The sequence below is a fragment of the Micromonospora sp. NPDC049523 genome (assembly GCF_040676775.1).
Lineage (GTDB): Bacteria > Actinomycetota > Actinomycetes > Mycobacteriales > Micromonosporaceae > Micromonospora_G.
Window position 1 is genome coordinate 18,219 of sequence record NZ_JBFAPP010000012.1, and the last position, 20,990, is coordinate 39,208.

General features: G+C 72.2%; 18 protein-coding genes. 9 read left to right on the plus strand and 9 right to left on the minus strand.

Annotated elements, in window-relative coordinates:
• The first annotated feature begins 23 nt into the window (after positions 1–23).
• Positions 24–515 carry a metallophosphoesterase gene (locus AB0J90_RS19900; RefSeq protein WP_363597828.1) on the plus strand — a complete coding sequence of 164 codons (492 nt, stop codon included), beginning with the start codon at positions 24–26 and terminating at the stop codon, positions 513–515.
• Positions 516–635: 120 nt separating this feature from the next.
• A complete protein-coding gene (locus AB0J90_RS19905) occupies positions 636–1,166 on the plus strand; it encodes a phosphoribosyltransferase family protein (RefSeq protein ID WP_363597830.1) in 531 nt (176 codons plus the stop codon).
• 21 nt (positions 1,167–1,187) lie between these two features.
• Here AB0J90_RS19905 and AB0J90_RS19910 read toward each other — a convergent pair whose 3' ends face one another.
• The 3 genes from AB0J90_RS19910 to AB0J90_RS19920 form a co-directional block, all read right to left on the minus strand.
• Positions 1,188–2,243: a glutathione S-transferase C-terminal domain-containing protein gene (locus AB0J90_RS19910; RefSeq protein ID WP_363597832.1), complete on the minus strand. Its 1,056-nt coding sequence runs from the start codon at positions 2,241–2,243 to the stop codon at positions 1,188–1,190.
• A gap of 98 nt (positions 2,244–2,341) precedes the next feature.
• Positions 2,342–4,558, minus strand: a complete 2,217-nt coding sequence (locus AB0J90_RS19915) for a M4 family metallopeptidase (protein ID WP_363597834.1) — start codon at positions 4,556–4,558, stop codon at positions 2,342–2,344.
• 201 nt (positions 4,559–4,759) lie between these two features.
• Positions 4,760–7,636, minus strand: a complete 2,877-nt coding sequence (locus AB0J90_RS19920) for an AAA family ATPase (protein WP_363597836.1) — start codon at positions 7,634–7,636, stop codon at positions 4,760–4,762.
• A 214-nt stretch (positions 7,637–7,850) separates the two neighbouring features.
• On the opposite strand from AB0J90_RS19920, the gene AB0J90_RS19925 reads away from it, so the two are divergent.
• The 3 genes from AB0J90_RS19925 to alc are packed head-to-tail and all read left to right on the plus strand — an operon-like array spanning position 7,851 to position 11,531.
• Complete coding sequence (locus AB0J90_RS19925) at positions 7,851–9,044, plus strand: hypothetical protein (RefSeq protein WP_363597838.1); 1,194 nt, start codon at positions 7,851–7,853, stop codon at positions 9,042–9,044.
• Between the two features lie 52 nt (positions 9,045–9,096).
• On the plus strand, positions 9,097–10,422 hold the full coding sequence (gene allB, locus AB0J90_RS19930) for an allantoinase AllB (protein ID WP_363597840.1): 1,326 nt from the start codon (positions 9,097–9,099) through the stop codon (positions 10,420–10,422).
• Positions 10,422–11,531 (plus strand): allantoicase, encoded by a 1,110-nt coding sequence (alc, locus tag AB0J90_RS19935; RefSeq protein ID WP_363597842.1) that lies wholly within the window; start codon positions 10,422–10,424, stop codon positions 11,529–11,531. The genes allB and alc overlap by 1 nt, the downstream gene beginning before the upstream one ends.
• Before the next feature lie 78 nt (positions 11,532–11,609).
• On the opposite strand, the gene AB0J90_RS19940 is transcribed toward alc, so the two are convergent.
• Both AB0J90_RS19940 and AB0J90_RS19945 read right to left on the minus strand, forming a co-directional pair.
• Entirely contained in the window at positions 11,610–12,296 is a 687-nt protein-coding gene (locus AB0J90_RS19940; protein WP_363597844.1) for a hypothetical protein, read from the minus strand.
• Between the two features lie 126 nt (positions 12,297–12,422).
• Positions 12,423–13,637 (minus strand): aminoglycoside phosphotransferase family protein, encoded by a 1,215-nt coding sequence (locus AB0J90_RS19945; RefSeq protein ID WP_363597846.1) that lies wholly within the window; start codon positions 13,635–13,637, stop codon positions 12,423–12,425.
• 319 nt (positions 13,638–13,956) lie between these two features.
• On the opposite strand from AB0J90_RS19945, the gene AB0J90_RS19950 reads away from it, so the two are divergent.
• The gene (locus tag AB0J90_RS19950) at positions 13,957–14,088 is read left to right on the plus strand and encodes a hypothetical protein (protein ID WP_363597848.1); all 132 of its coding nucleotides are present in this window, start codon (positions 13,957–13,959) and stop codon (positions 14,086–14,088) included.
• 50 nt (positions 14,089–14,138) lie between these two features.
• Here the strand turns inward: AB0J90_RS19950 and helR are convergent, their stop codons facing one another.
• Positions 14,139–16,286 (minus strand): RNA polymerase recycling motor ATPase HelR, encoded by a 2,148-nt coding sequence (helR, locus tag AB0J90_RS19955; RefSeq protein ID WP_363597850.1) that lies wholly within the window; start codon positions 16,284–16,286, stop codon positions 14,139–14,141.
• 123 nt (positions 16,287–16,409) lie between these two features.
• Positions 16,410–16,982 carry a TetR/AcrR family transcriptional regulator gene (locus AB0J90_RS19960; protein WP_363597852.1) on the minus strand — a complete coding sequence of 191 codons (573 nt, stop codon included), beginning with the start codon at positions 16,980–16,982 and terminating at the stop codon, positions 16,410–16,412.
• A 104-nt stretch (positions 16,983–17,086) separates the two neighbouring features.
• Between AB0J90_RS19960 and AB0J90_RS19965 the strand changes: the two genes are divergently transcribed.
• Positions 17,087–18,013 carry an NmrA/HSCARG family protein gene (locus tag AB0J90_RS19965; protein WP_363597854.1) on the plus strand — a complete coding sequence of 309 codons (927 nt, stop codon included), beginning with the start codon at positions 17,087–17,089 and terminating at the stop codon, positions 18,011–18,013.
• Between the two features lie 104 nt (positions 18,014–18,117).
• Here AB0J90_RS19965 and AB0J90_RS19970 read toward each other — a convergent pair whose 3' ends face one another.
• Together AB0J90_RS19970 and AB0J90_RS19975 are read right to left on the minus strand one after the other, a co-directional pair.
• A complete protein-coding gene (locus tag AB0J90_RS19970; protein ID WP_363597856.1) occupies positions 18,118–19,107 on the minus strand; it encodes a pirin family protein in 990 nt (329 codons plus the stop codon).
• 9 nt (positions 19,108–19,116) lie between these two features.
• Entirely contained in the window at positions 19,117–19,617 is a 501-nt protein-coding gene (locus AB0J90_RS19975; RefSeq protein ID WP_363597858.1) for a MarR family transcriptional regulator, read from the minus strand.
• A gap of 173 nt (positions 19,618–19,790) precedes the next feature.
• On the opposite strand from AB0J90_RS19975, the gene AB0J90_RS19980 reads away from it, so the two are divergent.
• Both AB0J90_RS19980 and AB0J90_RS19985 read left to right on the plus strand, forming a co-directional pair.
• Positions 19,791–20,324, plus strand: a complete 534-nt coding sequence (locus tag AB0J90_RS19980) for a GNAT family N-acetyltransferase (protein ID WP_363597860.1) — start codon at positions 19,791–19,793, stop codon at positions 20,322–20,324.
• A 33-nt stretch (positions 20,325–20,357) separates the two neighbouring features.
• Complete coding sequence (locus AB0J90_RS19985) at positions 20,358–20,942, plus strand: DUF1684 domain-containing protein (protein ID WP_363597862.1); 585 nt, start codon at positions 20,358–20,360, stop codon at positions 20,940–20,942.
• Positions 20,943–20,990 lie beyond the last annotated feature (48 nt).

A 20,990-nucleotide genomic window follows, 5' to 3' on the forward strand; every position in this document is an offset into this window, starting at 1 on the left:
CCGGGCCTCGCTAGGCTGGTCAGGTGCGTCTCGTGATCATGGCGGACACCCACCTGCCGAAGCGGGCCCGTGACCTACCGGCGCAGGTGTGGGCCGCGGTCGACACCGCCGACGTGGTCGTACACGCCGGTGACTGGGTCAACGAGGCGCTGCTCGACGCCCTGAGCGCGCGCAGCGCCCGGCTGGTCGGCGTTTACGGCAACAACGACGGGCCCGAGCTGCGGGCACGGCTGCCGGAGATCGCCCGGGCCGAACTGGACGGGCTCCGGGTCGCGGTCGTCCACGAGACCGGGCCGTCCGGCGGGCGGGAGAACCGCTGCGCGGCCCGGTTCCCGGACACCGACCTGCTGATCTTCGGCCACTCGCACATCCCCTGGGACAGCGAGGCACCCGGCGGGCTGCGACTGCTCAACCCCGGCTCGCCCACCGACCGCCGCCGGCAGCCGTACGCCACCTATCTCACGGCGGAAATCACCGGTGGGCGACTGGACGCCGTCACCCTGCACCCGCTCTGACCGGGCCGTCCGACCCTCGCGCGCTCGCTCGCCATCCGGCGCGGGTGCTGCCACGACCGGCGCGTCCAGCGTGGACCGACGATTCGGGCGACCACCCGACATCTGCCATGATGGTGCCTCGTGACTCTCGTTGATCTCGCCCATCGGGTGAACACCGTCGCCCGCCTGTCCGGCCGGTTCGTGCTCCGTTCCGGCCGTGTCGCCGACGAGTACTTCGACAAGTACCGCTTCGAGGCCGACCCGGTGCTGCTCGACGCCCTGGCCGCCGAGATGGCCGCGCTCGTACCGCCGGACACCGAGGTGCTCGCCGGGCTGGAACTCGGCGGCATCCCGGTGGTGACCGCGCTGGGCCGGCACACCGGGCTGCCGTGCGCGTTCGTCCGCAAGGTCGCGAAGTCGTACGGCACCGCCAGGCTGGCCGAGGGCGCCGACGTCGGTGGTGCCCGCGTCCTGGTCGTCGAGGACGTGGTGACCTCCGGCGGCCAGATCGCCATCTCCACCGGCCAGCTCCGCGAGCTGGGGGCGAAGATCGAGCACGCGCTCTGCGTCATCGACCGCCAGGAGGGCGGCGCCGAGGCGCTGGCCGCCGACGGGATCGCGCTGCGGTCGCTGCTCACCCGCGCCGACCTCGACCGGGCCGCGACCGCCTGACCCGCCGGACCCGCGCGGGCCCTAGAGCGCGGCGTACGGAGTGTGCTCCACCGGGACCGCCTCGCCGGCCGAGACCGGTCCCGGTGGGGTGCCGTCGCCGAACGGGCGGCCACCGAGCGACTCCCGCCCGTGCGGGTCGAGCCAGCCGGAAAGGTCCGGGCCGCTCGGTACGATGCCGGTCGGGTTGATGTCCCGGTGCACCACGTAGTAGTGCCGCTTGATCTGGTCGAAGTCGACCGTGTCCCCGAAGCCCGGCGTCTGGAACAGGTCACGGGCGTACGCCCACAGCACCGGCAGCTCGGTCAGCTTCTGCCGGTTGCACTTGAAGTGCCCGTGGTAGACGGCATCGAAGCGGACCAGCGTGGTGAACAGCCGGACATCGGCCTCGGTGATCGTGTCGCTGACCAGGTAACGCTGTCCCTCAAGTCGGGCGGAGAGCCAGTCGAGCCGGTCGAACAGCCGCTTGTACGCCCGCTCGTACGCCTCCTGGGAGCCGGCGAAGCCGCAGCGGTAGACGCCGTTGTTCACGTCGGCGAAGACCACCCGGTTCACCTGCTCGATCTCCTCCCGCAGCTCCTGCGGGTAGAGCTTCGGGGCGCCCGGCCGGTGGTAGGCGGTCCACTCGGTGGAGAGGTCGAGCGACATCTGCGCGTAGTCGTTGGTGACCACCTGCCCGGTCGGTACGTCGACGATGGCCGGGACGGTGATGCCGCGCTCGTAACCGGGGAAGCGGGCGAAGTACGCCTCCTGGAGGCGTTCGATGCCGAGCACCGGGTCGCGCCCGCCCGGATCGAGGTCGAACGTCCAGCTCCGCTTGTCGTGGGTCGGCCCGGCCAGGCCCAGCGACAGGACATCCTCCAGCCCCAGCAGCCGGCGGACGATCACCATCCGGCTCGCCCACGGGCACGCCCGGCTGGCCACCAGCCGGTACCGGTCGGGTTCCACCGGATAGCCGTCCCGCCCGTCCGCGGTGATCCGGGTGGCGATGTAACGCTGGTCGCGGGTGAATTCGCCGCCGGGATTCACGTAGGTGCCGCCGGCATCGTTCGTCTTCGACATGCCGCTATCGTCGCGCATCCGGCGCGTACCGGACGCCCGTTTACCGCCGCCGACGAGATCGGACGCACCGGCCGCCGCCCGGTGTACGGGCGACGGCCGGCGGGGTTGGGCGTGGATCAGAGGGTGAGCGTCCAGGTGTTGATGTAGCCGGTGTCGATCGAGGCCACGTCCTGCACCCGCAGCCGCCAGGTGCCGTTCGCCGCCTCACTGGACAGGTTCGCCGTGTACGTGGTGTTCACGTTGTCGGCGCTGTCGCTGGAGCTGTTCTTCAGCCGGTACGCGCTGTTGTCCGGCGCGACCAGGTCGATGACCAGGTCACCACGGTAGGTGTGGACGATGTTGACCGCGATCGTCGAGCCGGTCCCGGCGTTGCGGTTGCAGCCGGCGATGGTGATGCTGCTGGTCACCGCCGCACCGTTGTCCGGGATGGCGACGTCGGTGCCGTTGGTGCCGGAGCAACCGCCACCCCCGCCACCGGTCACCGTCAGCGCGTACGACGTCGAGTGCGACACGCTGCCGGTCCCGGTGACCGTCACCGTGTACGTGCCGGCCGGGGTCGACGCCGAGGTGCTCAGCGTCAGGGTGGACGAGCCCCCGGCGGTCACCGACGACGGGCTGAACGCGGCGGTCGTACCCGAGGGCAGGCCGCTGGCGGAGAGCGCGACCGTCTGCGCGGACCCGGCGGTCACCGCGGTGCTGATCGTGGTCGTCGCGGCCGCACCCGGCGCGACGCTGCCGGCGGTCGGCGACGCCGAGATGGAGAAGTCGTTCGACGCCGTGCCACAGGTCGGCTCGCTCGACTGGGCCGGCACGCTGATCGCGTTCCAGGCCGCCTTGACCGTGTTGAACTCGGTGCAGCTACCCGGGTAGAGGTTCTTCGCCGCGTTCAGGGTGGCGACCCGGATGTTGGCGTAACGCCAGCTCGAGGTCTTGGCCAGCAGGGCGTTGTAGTAGATCTCGCCGGCCTTGCGGATGCTGATGCCGGTGACCGTGGAGCTGTTGCAGGTCGGGCTCGCCGGCTTGCCGCTGCCCGGGTTGGAGCCCTCGGCGGTCAGGTAGAACCAGTGGTTCAGCGGACCGGCGGCGGCGTGCACCTCGGTGTTCGGGATCGAGGTGGACCAGCAGTTCGGGTCGCCGGCCAGCGACGGGTTGTACATGTAGCGGATCGGGCCCTCGCCGACCAGGTCCACCTCCTCGCCGACCTGGTAGTCCGGCGGGTCGTTGGCGTTGTTGGCGAACGCCTCGGTCAGCGCGCCGAAGATGTCGCCGGTCGACTCGTTGATGCCGCCGTTCTCGTTGCCGCTGCCCGCGCCGCCCGGGGTGTACTGGAAGACGGCGTGGCCCAGCTCGTGCGCGACCACGTCGATCGGGGTCGCCTGGCGGGTGTTGGCCTGGTTGTGGCCGAAGTTGACGTAACTGCCGTTCCAGTAGGCGTTCACGTCGTTGAGGCCGACCCGGATCGGCGGGCTGCCGCCGCTGCCGGTGATGCCGTTGCGGCCGAACCAGGAGCCGAGCAGGTCCCACTCGCGCTGCGCGGCGTACATGGCGTCGACGCAGGCGGTTTCCAGGTTGGTGCCGGAGCCGTTGCCCCAGGTGTCGTCCGTGCCGGTGTACGCGGTGCCGGTCTGCCCGCCGCAGCGCAGCCCGGACCGGGTCGTGTCGGTCATCGAGTACGACGACCCGGAGCCCGAGGTGTTGATGCTGACCGTGCCGTTGTAGTAGCTGTTACCGGTGCCCGCGCGGACCTCGTCGTACGAGTCCGCGACCGCGCCGCTCACGGCGTCGACGAAGACGTGCAGCTTGCTCGGCGCGTTGCCGATCGAGCCGGTGACGACCGTCTCCCAGGCGAGTCGGGGCGCACCCCAGGCGAGCACCACCAGGCGCGGGGTGGTGGTCTCGGTTGCCTTGGTGAGCTGGGCGGCGGCGGTGGCGGCCGCCCGGTCGGTGCTCACCGCCGGGGCGGTGTCGACCGTGATGGCGGACTCCTGCGCGACGGCGGTGCCGCGTACCGCACCGGTCGAGTCGGTGGTGACGACAACGTCGCCGCCGACCACCGGCAGGCCGCGGTAGCTGCGCTCGTACGTGACGTAGTGCAGCCCGCGGTTGCCGACCTGCACCCCCGTACGGCGCAGTGCGTCACCGGCGGACCGGTGCAGCGCCGGGGCGGCGCTGTCGACGAGCTGGTCGGCTGCGGTGGCGGCCAGCTGCGCGGGGGCGGCGCTCGGTGCGGCCGGTGCGGGTGCGGGTGCCGCGACACCGGGTGTCGCGGTCAGCGTCAGTGCCGTGCCGGTGGCGAGCGCCACCAGGCTGTGGCTGAGAACCTTACGTCTCACCTGGGTACTCCTTCTTCCGCCCGATAGGACGGGTCAGCCCGGGGGTTGGCCGGCCGCACCGGTGGGTGACGGCGGGCCGGTCGACAGTGGAGACAACGAGAACGTGCGATGACACGCTAGGCATCGACGCTGGTCACCGAATCAGGGAAATCCCTTGCCGCCGCGCGGGCCGCCCTCGACGGCGTTGGACGGGTCGGGAGCTCAGCGTTCGTTGAGGCGCGAGCTGAGCTGGGTGCGGGACCGGACGCCGAGCTTGCGGTAGACCCGGGTCAGGGTCGCCTCGACGGTCTTCACGCTGATGAACAACCGGGTGGCGATCTCCCGGTTGCTCGCCCCCTGCCGGACCAGCCCGGCGATGTGCGCCTCGGTCGAGGTGAGCCCCTCGGGGCCGCCGTTCGACTGCCGGTCCCCGTCACCGCTACCCGCCCCGGCCACGAGTCGCGGGTGGTCGGCCGTACGGGCGACACCCTCGGGCGCGTACGGGCCGGTCGAGACGCCCTCGGCCCGGGCCAGCGTCCGGGTGGTCTGCTCCACCCACGGCTTCGCCTCGACCTGCAGGAAGATGGTCAGCGCGGCGCCGACCGCGACCCGGGCGGCCGCGTACCGCCGTCGGCGGCGTTCGGCACCGCCCTGGACCAGCAGCGCGTGCCCGCGTTCGATCGGCTGGTGCAGGGTGGCGAAGCACTCCGCCGCGGCGGCGGACAGGTCCACCGCCGAACCCGGGTCACCGCGTTCGGCGAGCACCAGGGCCGCCGCCCGGTCGAGCTGCGCCAGCACACCGGTGCAGTGGCCGAGCCGCAGCGCCGCCCGTCGCCCCTGCGCGATGGTCTCGGTCGCCTCGTCGTACGCGCCCAGCGCGGCCAGGCCGGCGGCCAGGTCACCGTGCCAGCGCAGCATCGACGGGTCGGCGACGCCCTGGGCGGCCTCCAGGTCACGCAGCCGGCGCAACGCCTCCACCCCGGCCCGGTGCTGCCCCGCGCGCAGTCGCGCCTGGCCGAGCACGTGCAGGTTGCGGCAGAGGAAGATGCTGTCGCGTTCCTGCTCGGAGGCGCGCACCCCGCGTTCGGCGTACGCGAGGGCGCGGGCCACGCTGCCGCCGGCCAGTTCCGCCACCGCCAGGGTGTACCAGCAGGGGCCGGGGCTGAGTCGGGTCTGCTCGCAGACGCGCATCGCCCGCTGCGCGTGCTGCAACGCCTCCCGGCACCGGCCGGCGCGGGCGGATACCTCGGCCAGGCTGCGCAGCACCCCGATCAGCTCCTCACCGCCACCGCGCTCGGCCGTGGCGAGCATGGTGAGCAGTTCGGCGCGGGCGGCGTCGAGCCGGTCGTCGGCGAGGGCGAACCGGGCGGACAGGTAACGCGGGGTCAGGTGCAGCCAGCCGGTCAGCTCCGGCACCGGCAGCGCGAGCGCGCGGGCCAGGGTGTCGACGTAGTCCGGGTGGCCGCGTACCCGCTGCACCTGGGCCCGTACGCCGAGTGCCATCGCCTCGGTGATCCGGTCGCCCGCGGCCCGCGCGGCGGCGATCGCGCCGTCGATCTCGGCGACCGCCCGGTCCGGGGTGCCGGCGACCAGCGCGCGCCAGGCCAGCCGCAGCCGCAGCGGCCCGAGCAGTGCGACCTCGCTCTCGGCGTCGGCGAGCGCCGCCGCGAACGCCTGGTCCATCTCGCCGAGCGCCTGACCGGCGAGGTCGATCAGCGCGATCCGGGCCCGGACCCGGTGTGCGGCCGTCGCGTCACCGGCGAGCACCGCTTCGGCGGCCCGCCCGGCGAGATCGGGTTGCCCGGCCGCGGCCGCCGCCTCCGCCGCGTTGACCAGCCACTCCTGCCGCGGCCAGCCGGGTGGGGTCCGGTCGGCGGCGAGCAGGTACAACTCGGCGACCAGCCCTCGCGCGCCCCGGCGCAGTGCGGCCTCGGCCGCCGCTACCAGTGACCGGGTCACCTCGGCGTCCGGCCCCGCGCCGGCCAGCGCCCGGTGCCGGGCGTCCTCGGCCCGGTCGGTCGCCACCCCGGCCAGCGCGGCGTGGATGGCCGCCCGGCGCGGCGACTCCGCCTCGTCGACCAGCACGGTTGCTACCCCCGCCGGGGTGAAGCGCACCACCGGGCCGTCGAGCCGGACCAGCCCCGCCGAGACCGCGAGCCGGATCTCCCGTTCGGCGTCCGGGCGCCCGGCCAGGCAGAGTTGCGCCACCGTCGGGCGGGTGGCGAGCGCGGCCACCAGCAGCGTCTCGGCCACCCCGGCCGGCAGCGCGTCGATCCGCTGGCGCAGCCGGGACCGTACCGGTTCGGGCAGCGGCACCGGGCGCCAGGCCGGTTCCGGGTCGGGTCCGAAGGCGCCGCCGAGCGCCAGCGCCAGGTACGGATTACCGCCGCTGTCGGCGTGCAGCCGGCTCGCCGCCCGGCACGGCAGCCCGTGCGCCTCCAACAGTGCGGCCAGGTCGTCCGCGGCCAGCGGCGGCACGGTCAGCTCCAGCACCGGCGGCGGGCAGAGCCGGCTGGCCCAGTGGTCCGAGCCGGGCTCGACCAGCCGCCGGGCAGCCACGGTACGGATCGGCTGGTCGCCGATGCGGCGTACGACGTAGCCGAGCATGCCGGCCGAGGCGGCGTCGAGCCACTGGGTGTCGTCGAGCACCAGCAGGACCGGTTGCCGGGCGGCCACCGTTTCCAGCACCCGGCGCAGCGCCCGCCGGCAGGCCAGCTCGAACGCGGGATAACCGTCGTACGATCCGTCGCCCGCGTCGCCGGTGCCGATCGCGCCGGACAGGACCGCGTCGATCGCGGCCCGGTACGGCAACGGCAGCGGGTCCATCGCGCTCGCCGGCAGCTGGGTGAACAGGTCGACCAGACCGGAGTAGAGCAGCGACCGTTCGGGTTCGGCCGGGCTGAGACGCAGCACGAGTTCCCCGCGTCCGACCGCCGTCGCGGCGACCGCGTCCAGCAGTGCGGACTTGCCGATGCCGTCCGGGCCGGCGAGCACCACCCCGCCGCCCGCGGCGAGCCGCTGTTCGATGCCGGCCAGCAGCTCCGTCCGGCCGAGCAGGCCGGGTCGTGATCCGGCAGGGAGGTCTCCGCCCAGCGTCATCCCCCTACGTCGCCGAGCCGGGTGTTTCGACCCGTGGTCGAGTCCCGGCGGCCTTCGTGCAGTCGATGCCGCACGTCAGCCTAGGAGCTGCGCCTTGATACATCAATAGGCGTGCATAGGTGATGGTCTTGAGTGCTGACTGTCGGGGCCGGAGCGGCTACGGTGCTAACAGGATCCACTGCAAAGGGTGACTCCGGGACGGGGGACATCGACCATGGCCGAACATGCTCCACAGTGGAAACAGCTCGACCGGTCCGTCTACGCCGAACTCGACGCCCTGCTCGGCCCGGTCGACGCCGAGCTGGGACGTACCTATCCCGGACCGGTGCAGGGACGGCAACCCGTGCACACCGTCTACCTGCCCGCCGACCGGATGCACCCCGGCGTGGTGTCGGAGTGGGGAGCGGCGGCGCTCGCCGTACTGGCCCGGTTCCCGCCGCCGCCGTACGCCGCGCAACTGCACGAACGGGTGGTCCGCAAACTCGACCGGGAACCCATCGAGGACCTGCGCGTCGACTTCGAGGACGGGTACGGCGTACCCGCCGACGGGGTCGAGGACGCGGCGGCCCGCAGCGCGGCGAAGGCCCTGCGAGCGGCCGGACCGCTGCCGTTCAGCGGGCTGCGGATCAAGAGCCTGGAGGGGCCCAGCCGGCACCGGGCCGTACGCACCCTGGACATCTTCCTGGAGGCGCTGGACGGTCCACCACCGCACGGTTTCGTGGTGACCCTGCCTAAGGTCAGCGCGCCCGCGCAGGTCGAGGCGATGGTGCTGCTCTGCGAACGGCTGGAGGCGGCACACGGGCTGCCCGTACGGGCGCTGCGCTTCGAGGTGCAGGTGGAGACGCCGCCGGCCGTACTCGGCTCGGACGGCACCGCCACCATCGCCCGGATGATCGGCGCGGCGCAGGGCCGGTGCACCGCCCTGCACTACGGCACCTACGACTACAGCGCGGCACTCGGCGTCGCCGCCGCGCACCAGAGCATGGCGCACCCGGTAGCGGACTTCGCCAAGGCGGTGATGCAGGTGGTCGCCGCCGGCACCGGCGTACGCCTCTCCGACGGCTCCACCAACGTGCTCCCGGTCGGCTCCGAAGCCGACGTACGGGCCGCCTGGCAACTGCACGCCGGACTGGTCCGCCGCTCCCTCGAACAGGGGCTCTACCAGGGCTGGGACATGCACCCGGCGCAGTTGCCGACCCGCTTCGCCGCCACGTACGGCTTCTTCCGCGACGGGCGGGTGGCGGCCCAGCGGCGGCTGCGGGCGTACCTGGAGCGGCAGGCGAGCGGGGTGCTCGACGAGCCGGCCACGGCACGGGCACTGGCCGGATTCCTGCTGCGCGGCCTGGACTGCGGTGCGTACGACCCCGACGAGGCCGGGTTCGACCGGGCCGAGCTGGCGGCGCTGTGACCCGCCACCGGAACCCGGCCGGACCGGCGACATCCAGCAAAAGGTGGTGGGCATGAGCGGCGAGGAGAACAACGGCGACTACGACCTGGTACTGCGCTCGCGTCGGGTGGTGACACCGCAGGGGGAGCGCCCGGCGGCGGTCTGCCTGCGCGACGGGCGGATCGCCGCGATCGAGGACTACCACGCGGTGACCGGCGAGGACCTCGGCGAACTGGCGCTGCTGCCCGGCCTGGTGGACACCCACGTGCACGTCAACGAGCCGGGACGGACCGAGTGGGAGGGCTTCCCGACCGCCACCCGCGCGGCCCTGGCCGGCGGGGTCACCACCATCGTGGACATGCCGCTGAACTCGCTGCCGCCGACGGTGACCGCCGACGCGCTGCGGATCAAGCGGCGGGCCGCCGCCGGCCGGTGCCACGTCGACGTCGGGTTCTGGGGCGGGGCGGTGCCGGGAAACCTCGCCGACCTGCCCGCCCTGCACGCCGCCGGGGTGCTCGGCTTCAAGGCGTTCCTGGTCGACTCCGGGGTGCCGGAGTTCCCGCCGCTCGACCCGGCCGAGCTGTGGCGGGCGCTGGAGTCGGTGGACGCGCTGTTCGTCCTGCACGCCGAGGACCCCGCCGAGATCCTGCCCACCCCGGAGAGCGGACGGTACGCGGACTTCGTCGTCACCCGCCCGCCGCTGGCCGAGGCGAAGGCGGTCGCCACCGTGCTCGCCGCGGCACGGGCCACCGGTGCGCGGGTGCACATCCTGCACCTGAGCGCCGCCGAGGCGCTGCCACTGATCTCCGAGGCCCGCCGCGACGGCGTACGGGTGACGGCCGAGACCTGCCCGCACTACCTGGCGCTGACCGCGGAGGAGGTGCCCGACGGTGCCACCGAGTTCAAGTGCTGCCCGCCGATCCGGTCCGCCGCCAACCGGGACGCGCTCTGGGCCGGGCTCGCCGCCGGTCTGATCGACTGCGTCGTCTCCGACCATTCGCCGTGCCCACCGGCGCTGAAGAACTTCGACCGGGGCGACTTCGCCTCCGCCTGGGGCGGCATCGCGTCGTTGCAGCTCGGCCTGCCGGTGATCTGGACCCAGGCCCGCCAGCGCGGACACAGCCTGTCCGACGTGGTCCGCTGGATGGCACGACGACCGGCCCAGATCGCCGGACTGCCGACCAAGGGGCGGATCGAGCCCGGTGCCGACGCCGACCTGGTGGCGTTCGCCCCCGACGGCCGGTTCACGGTCGAGCCGGCCCTGCTGCGCCACCGCCACCCGATCACCCCGTACGCCGGTCGGAAGTTGTTCGGCGAGGTCCGCGCGACCTGGCTGCGCGGTGACCAGGTCCGACCGGACGAGCCGCCGCGCGGTCGGTTCCTGCGTCGGGGGGCCTGATGGCCGACTTCACCGAGCTGCCCGACCTCGCCTCCCGGCTGCTCGGCGGTTCGGTGGTCGACGCCAACGACGAGTTCTTCGCCGCCCGGGACAACCTGGTCAACACCGGCCCGCCGACGTTCAGCCCGCAGACCTTCGGGGCCAAGGGCCAGGTGTACGACGGCTGGGAGACCCGTCGCCGCCGGGAACCCGGCCACGACCACGCGATCGTCCGGCTCGGCGCGGCTGGGATCATCTCCGGCGTGGTGGTCGACACCGCCTTCTTCACCGGCAACTTCCCGCCGTTCGTGTCGGTGCAGGCGTGCGGCCTGGAGGGTTATCCGAGCCCGGCCGAACTGGCCGCCGCCGAGTGGCTGCCGATCGTGCCGCGTTCGGCGGTGCAGGGCGACACGGCGAACGCGTTCCCGGTGACGGATCCGCACCGGTTCACCCACGTGCGGCTGAGCATCTTCCCGGACGGCGGGGTGGCCCGGCTGCGGGTGCACGGCAGCGTCGTACCGGATCCCCGGCTCTTCCCCGACGGTCAGGTCGACCTCGCGGCCCTGGAGTACGGCGGTCGGGTCACCGACTGCAGCAACCGCTTCTACGGTGCACCGGACCAGCTCGTCGCGCCCGGCCTGGCCCGGGTGATGGGGGAGGGCTGGGAGACCGCCCGGCGCCGCGACACCGGCAACGACTGGGTACGCGTCCGGCTCGTCGCCCCCGGCCGGATCCGGTTGGCCGAGCTGGACACCAGCCACTTCAAGGGCAACGCCCCGGCCGCGGCGTCGTTGCGCGGAATCGACACCCGGTACGCCGACCCGGCCGACGAGCGGGCCTGGTTCGACCTGCTGCCGAGGGTGCGGTTGCAACCGGACACCCGGCACCGGTTCCCGCTGCCCGACGCCGCTACGGCGACCGAGGTCCGACTCGACGTGTATCCCGACGGTGGGATGGCGCGACTGCGCCTGCCCGGCCGGATCGCCCCCGAGGACCTGGCGAACCTACGCCAGCGCTGGTGGGACTCCCTGCCCCCCGCCCACCAACACCAGGTAGACCGCTCCGCCGCCCCCACCGCCGACACCCCCTGGCGCCGCTCCTTCCCCCCACCCCCTTCGACACACCGATAGCCCTCTGTAGAGAAAGAGGTGCTATCCGGCGGACGATTGCCCCTCTTTCTCTACAAGAGGGCTGATCTTGAAGGGGGGTCAGGAGAGGGGGGATTCGCCGCCGGGGTAGGCGAAGGAGGAGCGGGGGGAGTAGAAGCCCCAGGTGATCTCCAGGGGGTTTGCGGGGCGTAGTGACCAGGTGGAGTGGTTTGGTTCGAGGAATTCCAGGGACTCGATCTCGAACGGGTCGACCGGCTCGGCGACGAACGGGTAGATACCGCTCAGCCGCCGGCCGCCGACGTCGGTGATGTACCGCAACTGGCCACGGTTGACCGCGTCACCGGTGCGGCCGACCCGGGCGGTGGTCCGGATCACCGGTACGCCGTCCGCCTCGGTGGTGGCGACCAGTCGCCGCCCCCTGATCTCGATCATGGTGCGACCCACGCTCGCCGGTGCGCCACGGGCGGCGGCGTACTCCCGGACCACGGGGCTGGAGTTGAAGTAGTGGGTCCACCAGCGACCCGGGGTCACCCCGTCGGGCGCGTCCAGGCCGGCCAGGTCCGGCCCGATGTAGGTGAGCGAGTAGGCGCCGAAACCGGAGGTCTGGCCCTCGTCGTCGACCACGTACTGGTTCATGAAGACCTGGCGGTTGGCGATCGGTTCGAGCCCCTTCGGGACCAGCGCCGCGACCGCGTCGGGGTCGGCCGGCAGCCAGCCGAAGTAGATCATCCGGCTGTTGACGACGAGTTGTGGCGCGACGAGTGCGGGCGCGACGAGATCGGTCACCGGGAGCCTCCGTACTGTGGACCGGCTCGCGGCGTCGCATTTTGTACGGCCGCGGCAAACCATGGGTAGTCGCGACGCTACGGCTTGTCCACAATGGATGGCAACGACGGATAGGCGACAGTGGGACTACCCGGCCAGTCGCATCGCGTCCTGCAGATGATGCGGTACGTCGGCCCGGTGGAAGGCCCGCTCGCTCGGCTCGATTCGGCTGACGAAGTCCGCGTACACCGCCGCGTTGCGTAGGGCGGCCAGCGGACGCAGCAGCCGTACCGCCGACTCCGGATCGGCGTCCGGCCGGCTCACCCGCCAGCGTCCTGCCCACGAGCGGACCAGGGCGGACGACTCGTCCGGCGTCAGGTTCTCGCCGAGGCGCAGGATGTCGAAGGCGGGATGGCCGACGAACGCGTCACCCCAGTCGATCAGGACCCGCCGGCTGCCGTCGTACCGGACGTTGCCCGGGTGCAGGTCACCGTGGACGAGGGTGTCCGGCAGGCCGCAGGCGGCGATCGCCGCGAGCCGGTCGTCGAGGTCGTCCACCAACCGCCGTACGCCGCTCAGGTCCGCCCCGCTCGCCACCAGCGTGTCGACGACCGTCCGCGCCAGTAGGGCTCCCCGCCTGTCGGGTACGCCCCGGTCGACCAGCGTTTGCGCGTACGGGACCGAGGCGAGCTGGATTCGGTGCTGGTCGGCGGCGATCGTGTCGCGTCCGGCGACGTCCACCCCGTACCAGTCGTCACCGGGCACGTGGTCGAGCAGCATCCGACCGTTGTCGTCGGCGGCCAGCAGCGTCGGGGTGAGGTCGGGCGCCACCTGACCGAGCCAGCGCAACACGGTCGCCTCGTGCCGGAAGAAGGGCGGCACCTGCTTGAACCAGACCGGCGTACGGTCACCGACCGGCTCTTCCGGGTCCAGGCGCCAGATGGTGGAGAGGTTCCAGGCCCGCTGTTGGTGCGTGGTGCAGCCGCCCCGACCGAGCCGGGCAAGTTCGTCGGCCGCCCAGCGGAGGCTCCGGGTGGGACCACCCGGTTCCGCCCAGGCCGCCCGTAACGGCTCCGGTGTCCCGATTGCCCTCAGCACCGCCGGATCGAGGGCGCCCAGCCCGGCCGGTTCGGGTGTGCTCCCGTCGACCTGGGCCAGGTAGCTGACCGCTCCGCCGTGCGGCACCGGCCGTCCGGTATGCAGCAGCCGGAGCACGGTGACGTCGATCCCGTACCCGGACCGGGCGCCGGCCACCACCTCGGCGACCTCCTGCCACCAGGGCGCCGGCACGTCGTACGCCGGCAACACCCCCAGGGGTACGCCGAGGTGGTCGACCAGGACAAGCGTGACCGTACGCGACACGAGCCGGCACGCTACCCGTTCGGATCGGCCGGCACCATCGGGTTACATCCGACCGGACAACGGGGACGTAACCGGGATGGACCGGATTCGCCCTGCACACCTCGACGGTCCCGTCCGGAGAACCGCGAAATTGCTGCCCCGGACCGGTTTCCGTGCCCTCGGATTGGCTAATCGGATGCCAGGTTGGCACGTGCGGCGCGTCGCGGAGGGCCCCCTTCCCGGCGACGGGCGACCAACGCGTTCACCAAGGACGTGGCGAGACCGGTACGTCGGCGTGCCCACACCATCCGTTTCGAGCAGGGACAGGGGAGGACAGCACATGGCCAGCGAGGTTGTCGACAGCACACCGGACCAGCCCGATCAGGCGGTCGAAGGCGAACGGGGCGCCCTGGTCGCGGTGTTGGTGATGGTGGTGCTCGGTGTGGTGGGGATCTTCGCGGTCTCCGCCTGATCGCGAATCGCTGGTGTCCTCCGTCGCGGCGGAGGACACCAGCGGCGTCGTCAGGAGTTCGTGAGGATGACGAGCTGCCGGGTCGCGCGGGTCATCGCGACGTAGCGGTCTACCGCCGCCTCGATTCCGCCGCCGAACGCCTCCGGTTCGACCAGGACGACGAGGTCGAACTCCAGCCCCTTCGACAGCTCCGGGGACAGCGACCGTACGCGGGGCGTCGCCCGGAACGTGGGATCGCCGATCACGCAGGCGATCCCCTCGGTGTGTGCGGCGAGCCAGGTGTCGAGGATCGACCCCAGCTCGCAAACAGCCCCGTGTACGACGGGGAGGTCGCTGCTCCGGATGGAGGTCGGCACGTTGGCGTCCGGGAGTACGGCCCGGATCACCGGCTCCGCTTCCGCCATGACCTCCTTCGGCGTCCGGTAGTTGATGCTCAGCGAGGCCAGGGTGATCCGGTCGAGCCCGACCCGTTCGAGCCGTTCCTGCCACGATTCGGTGAAACCGTGCCTGGCCTGGGCGCGGTCCCCGACGATGGTGAAGCTCCGGGACGGGCAGCGCAGCAGCAACATCTGCCACTGCGCGTCGGTCAGTTCCTGGGCCTCGTCCACCACAACGTGTGCGAACGGGCCGGCGAGCAGGTCCGCCTCGACGCCTGGCTGTGCGGACTCGTGGACCAGGGCGTCCTGCAGGTCCGGTCCGTGCAGCATGATCATCGCGCCTTCGTTGTCGTCCTCGGCCTCCAGCAACTCCTCGACGACCCGGTCCATCTGCTCGCGTTTGGCGGCGAGGGTGGCGTCGTGTCGACGCTGACGTCGTGCCGCCTGTGGGTCACCGAGCCGTTGCCGTGCCGCGTCCAGGAAGGGCAGGTCGGAAACCGTCCAGGCCCGGGCATCCGCGCGTTGCAGCTTCCGGATCTCGTCGGGGGTGAGCCACGGTGCGCACCTGCGCAGGTACGCGGGCACCGACCACAGGTCGCCGACGAGATCGGCCGCGTCGAGCAGCGGCCATGCGCGGTTGAAGGTGGTGAGCAGTTCCCGGTTCTGCCGCAGCGAACGGCGGAGCAGGTCCTCCGGTTCGTCGCCGTCGTACTTGTCGACCAGGATCTCCAGCAGCTTCTCCCAGATCTGGTCCCGCGCCTCGTTGTGCGGGGTGCCCGGATCGGGTGTCTCGAACGCCTCGGCCCAGTCGTCGGCGCGTAGCCGGATGTCGGACCATTCGGTGCTGACCGTCATCGGTACGGTCGGAGGCTCCTCGTAGAACCTCACGGCCGCCTCGACCGCCCGGACCAGTTGCGCGGACGACTTCAGGGCGGCGACCTCCGGATCGGCCTCGACCTGTGCCGCCGCCCCCTCGGCGACCAGGTCCCGCAGCGTGCAGATCTGCACGTCGTCCTCACCGAGGCTGGGCAGGACGTCGGCGACGTACGCCAGGTAGGGCTGGTGCGGGCCGACGAACAGCACGCCGCCGCGGCGGTGCCCGAGCCGGGGATCGGAGTAGAGCAGGTACGCGGTGCGGTGCAGCGCCACGACGGTCTTCCCCGTACCCGGGCCGCCGTCGACGACGAGAGCGCCGCGCGATCCCGCTCGGATGATGGCGTCCTGGTCGGCCTGGATGGTGCCGAGCACGTCTCGCATCCGGGCCGAGCGGTTGCTGCCCAGGCTGGCGATGAACGCGGACTGGTCGTCGAGTGCGGCGTGCCCCTCCCACCCGTCCGGGGTGAACACCTCGTCCCAGTAGTCGGTGATCCTGCCCCGGGTCCAGCGGTACCGGCGGCGGCTGGTCAGGCCCATCGGGTTGGCGTGGGTCGCGCCGAAGAAGGGCTCGGCGGCCGGGGAGCGCCAGTCCAGGAGCAGCCGCCGGCCCGCGCCGTCGGTGAGGGCGAGCCGTCCGACGTACACGGGTTCGGGGTCGTCCGCGTTCACCATGTGTCCGAGGCACAGGTCCGAGCCGTAACGGCGCAGGGTGCGCAGTCGGGCGGTCAGCCGGTGGATCTCCTGGTCCCGGTCCATCGCCGCCTGGCCGACACCACCGGGCGCCTTGCGTTCGGCGTCGAGGCGGTCGGACAGGTCGGTGATCGTCTGCTCGAGGCTCTCGGTGATTGCCGCGAAGTGCTGCTCGTCGCGGGCGATCAGCGTCGCTTCGGCCTTGGCGGCGAGTCGGTCCGGCAGGTCGAAAACGCTCTCGGTCCCCAGGCTCACGGCATCCCCATTTCCGCAGGTACTGACCTCAGCCAGCGATTCTGCGGCACACCCGGGGTCTTGCCGCAAGACCCGGGGTGCGGTATACGTTAGGAGTGGAAGGAGTGGGTATGCCTCTTTCCTTCACTCGCCCCTGACGGGGCTGACTCCCGCCACGGTCAGGTCGAGCAGCCGGCCCGCCTCGGTGGCGGCATCCGGGTGGTGTTCCGTCGCCAGCGCGATGCCGGTGATCAGCGCGAGCAGGTCGGTGATGGTCACGCCCGGCGCCAGCGCACCGTCGTCGGCGGCGCGGCGCACCAGTGGTTCGCCGGCCTCGGTGAGCTGTGCCGTCGCGCAGTGCTCGTGCTCCACCCCCGCTTCGGCCACCCGGTCGCGGGTCAGCGCGATGGCCAGTCCCCGGATCGTTGCCGCGTCTGCGGTGACGGCACCCAGCCACTCCAGCAGCGCGGCCCGAGTGTCGGCCGCTCCGGTCAGGTCGCGGGCCCGGGCGCAGAGGAGTTCGATCCGTTCCCGGAAGACCGCCTCCAGTAGTGCGTGGCGGCTGGGGAAGTGCCGGCGCACGGTGGCCGATCCGACCCCGGCGAGGCGGGCGATCTGCTCCAGGGACGCGTCGGCGCCGTACGCGGCGATCTCCGCCTCGGCCACCGCGAGCAGGCGCGTGTAGTTGCGCCGGGCGTCCGCACGCTGGACGGGCATGGCGTCACCTCAGGTTTGCTAAGTGGCGGGGTCCTCCGTATCGTAGCCAAGCATAAACGGCGGGCCCCGCCGTTTAACGTACGTGCAGTTCAGGAGGAGTCCCAATGGACACCGATCCCGCACCCGTCCTGGTCACCGGCGCCACCGGACAACAGGGTGGCGCCACCACCCGTGCCCTGCTCGCGGCGGGCGTACCCGTCCGGGCGTTGGTCCGTGACCCCGCAACGGATCGAGCGAAGGCCGTCGAAGCTCTCGGCGCCGAACTGGTCACCGGCGACCTCGACGACCGCGACTCCCTGGTCCGGGCCGCACGGGGAGCCCGAGCCGTCTTCTCGGTGCAGATGCCCCGGATGACCGAGGGCGGTCTCGACTTCGACGGCGAGCTGGCCCAGGCCGTCAACCTGATCGAGGCCGCGCTGGCCGCCGGTGTGCCGCAGTTCGTGCACACGTCCGTCTCCGGTGCCGGACAGCACACCGAGACCGCCGGCTGGGACGAAGGCCGCTGGGCGCCGTTGGCGCTCTACTACACCACCAAGGCCGGCATCCAGGATCGCGTACGCGAGGCGGGCTTCGAACACTGGACGCTGGTCAAGCCGGGCTGGTTCATGGAGAACTTCCTGCCGTCGGTCGCGTACCTGTTCCCCCGGGGTGTCGACGGCGGCCTGGCGACCGTCCTGAAGCCACAGACCCGGCTCTCCCTCGTCGCGGTCGACGACATCGGCAGGGCGGTCGCCGCGGCCATCGCCGAACCCGAACGGTTCCACCGTGTGGAGCTGGAACTGGCGAGCGACTACCTGACCATGACGGACATCGCGAAGGTCCTCTCCGGTGCCCTGGGCACCGAGCTGACCGCGCCCGACATGACCGAGGAGGAGGCGCTCGCCGCGGGAATGCCGGTGTGGGCGGGCGTCTCGCACGCACGCATCAACGTGACCGGGCAACCCGCCCGCCCGGAGTACGCACGGGCCCTCGGCATCCCGCTGACCACGTTCGAGGAATGGGCCCACGCCCACCTGCGGCCCACCGCCTGACGCCGCCCGAGCCCGGTGACCGCTCCGGGCGGGTCCCGAAGCGGTCCCGGCAGCAGCCCGGACGCCCCCGTACCGATGCGGTACGGGGGCGTCGCTGTGCCGTGTTACGGGCGCGGGGTGCGGCCGTCGGTGTGCGGGACCCGTGCGGCGGGGATGACTCCCAGCCGGCCGGCCTGGTAGTCCTCGAACGCCTTGGCCAGCTCGTCGCGGGTGTTCATCACGAACGGGCCGTACTGCGCGACCGGCTCCCGGATCGGGAGGCCGCCCATGATGTAGAGGTCGAGCACGGGTGTGTTCGAGTCCTGCTGCTCGTCGGCGGCGAACCGCAGGGCCTCGCCGGGCCCGTGCACCGCGAGCTGACCGGTGTGCACCGGCCGGCGTTCGGTGCCGACCGTGCCCCGCCCGCCGAGAACGTAGACCAGGGCGTTGAAGTCCGAGCGCCAGGGCAGGTCGACCGAGGCGCCGGGCTGCACCGTCACGTGGGTGATGGTGATCGGGGTGAAGGTCGAGCCCGGTCCCTGGTGGCCGTCGATCTCACCGGCGATGACCCGCAGCAGCGCGCCGCCGTCCGGGGTGGTCAGCAGGGCCGACTCCTTGCCCCGGATGTCCTGGTAGCGCGGCGGGTTCATCTTGGCCACCCGGGGCAGGTTGACCCAGAGCTGCAGGCCGTGGAAGAGACCACCGCTCATCACCAGGTGCTCCGGCGGTGCCTCGATGTGCAGCAGTCCGCTACCTGCGGTCATCCACTGGGTGTCCCCGTCGGTGATGGTGCCCCCGCCGCCGTTGGAGTCCTGGTGGTCGAAGATCCCGTCGATGATGTACGTGACCGTCTCGAACCCTCGGTGCGGGTGCCACGGCGTGCCCTTCGGCTCACCCGGCGCGTAGTCGACCTCGCCCATCTGGTCCAGGTGGATGAACGGGTCGAGTTCGGGCATCGGCACCCCGGCGAACGCGCGCCGGACCGGGAAGCCCTCGCCCTCGAAGCCACTCGGTGCGGTGATCACCCGGCGCACCTTCCGGTATTCGGTGGTCTGCTCGTCGAGTCGCGGCAGCCGCGGCAGGACCAGCACGTTTTCCACGGTGATCGCGGGCATCGTCTTCTCCTAGCTGGTGGTGAGGTCGGAGCTGGTGGGGGAGTCGGTGGCGGAGGGACGGGTGGGGGCCAGGCGTTCGCCGAGCCGCTCGAACACCCGGGTCAGGACGGTCAGCTCGTCCTCGCTCAGGTCGTCCATCAGGTGCTGGCGTACCGATGCCGCGTGCTGCGGGGCGGCCTGCTGGAGGGTGAGCAGGCCGGCGGCCGTCAGCACCGCCTCGCTGCCGCGTCGGTCGGCGGGGCACGGCTGCCGGGTGACCAGGCCGCGCTTTTCCATGGTCGAGATCTGGTACGTCAGCCGGCTGGGTGAGAAGACCAGTTGCCCGGCCAGCTCACCCATCCGCAGGCGCTGGCCGGGCGTCTCGGAGAGCAGGACCAGCACCTGGTAGTCGGCGAGGCTCAGCTCGCTCGTCGCGCGCAACTCGTCTTCGAGCTGGTTGAACAACCGCTGGCTCGACTCGATGTACGCGCGCCAGCAGACGAGCTGAGCGCTGTTCAAACTCTGCGTCACGTACGGAACAGTAGCACTCTTTCAAATTAGAAACAAACCTGCTGGCAGGGTGAGGATCAGCGCTCTCAGCTCGGGAGGGCATGTCCTACGGGTTTGAAGAGACCGCCTCGCGCGGCGCGTTCGAGCGGGAAATCGCAGGCACCGCCCGGTCCGGGATGCGAGACTGCACGACCGTGGAACCTGTGCAGATATCCGTACCCGGTCTGTTGCTGCGGCCGTGGGACCTGGCGGACGCGCCCGAGGTCCTGGCGGCCATGCGCGAACCGGCGATCGCCCAGTGGAACGCCGCGCCGAGCGCGGCGGCCGGCCTCGAAGGCGCCCGCGAGTGGGTCCGGCGCCGGGCCGACTGGTCCAGCGGGGACCACGCCTCGTTCGCGGTGGCCGATCCGGCGTCCGGGGCACTGCTCGGCTCGGTCTCGCTGCACCGCATCCACGACGGGGACGGCTCGATCGGCTACTGGACGCTCGCCCCGGCGCGGGGACGGGGCCTGGCGGCGCTGGCCGTCGGCACCGTGACCGGCTTCGCGTTCCAGCAGCTCGGACTGCACCGGATCGAACTGTGCCACGCGGTGGCGAACGCCGCCTCCTGCCGGGTGGCGGAGAAGGCCGGTTACCCGCTGGAGGGGACCCTGCGCGAGTCGTACCGATACGGCGACCAGCAGCGTTACGACGAACACATCCACGGCCGGTTGGCCACGGACGGCTGACCCCGGCGCCGCCACCGGGCTACCGTGGGCCGGGTGGACGAACTTGATCTCAGCGACTGGCGCGAGCGGGTGGCCCGGCTCTACCTCTCCGACCTGGACCTGACCGGCTTCCGGGCCGCTCGCGACGTTCTGTTCGCCCAGCACCCGCAGTCGCCCATTCCGCTCGAAGAGCGGCCGGCGTTCACCGGCGTGCGGTACTTCCCGGAGAATCCGGAAGCCGTGGTCGAGGTCCCGGTGCGGCCCGCGGAGGGCACCCTGCGGATCGACACCGGCGGGCCCGACGGGGTCGTGCAGTACCGCCGGGTCGGCGTCGCGCAGACGCCGTGGGGTCCGCTGACCCTCTGGTGGATCGAGGCGTACGGCGGCGGCCTGTTCCTGCCCTTCCGCGACGGCACCTGCGGCCCGGAGTCGTACGGCGGTGGCCGCTACCTCACCGACACCGTCAAGGGCACCTTCGGCCGTGGTCTCACCGTGCTCGCCGAGGATCGCGTCCGTCTCGACTTCAACTACGCGTACAACCCAAGCTGTGCCTACGACGACCGCTGGGCCTGCCCGCTCGCCCCGACCGAGAACCGGGTGACCGCCCCGATCAGCTCGGGCGAGCTGCGGTACAGGTAGCCGGAAGGGCCCCTCGTCACCGCTCCCGGAAGGTGGCGAGGGGCCCTC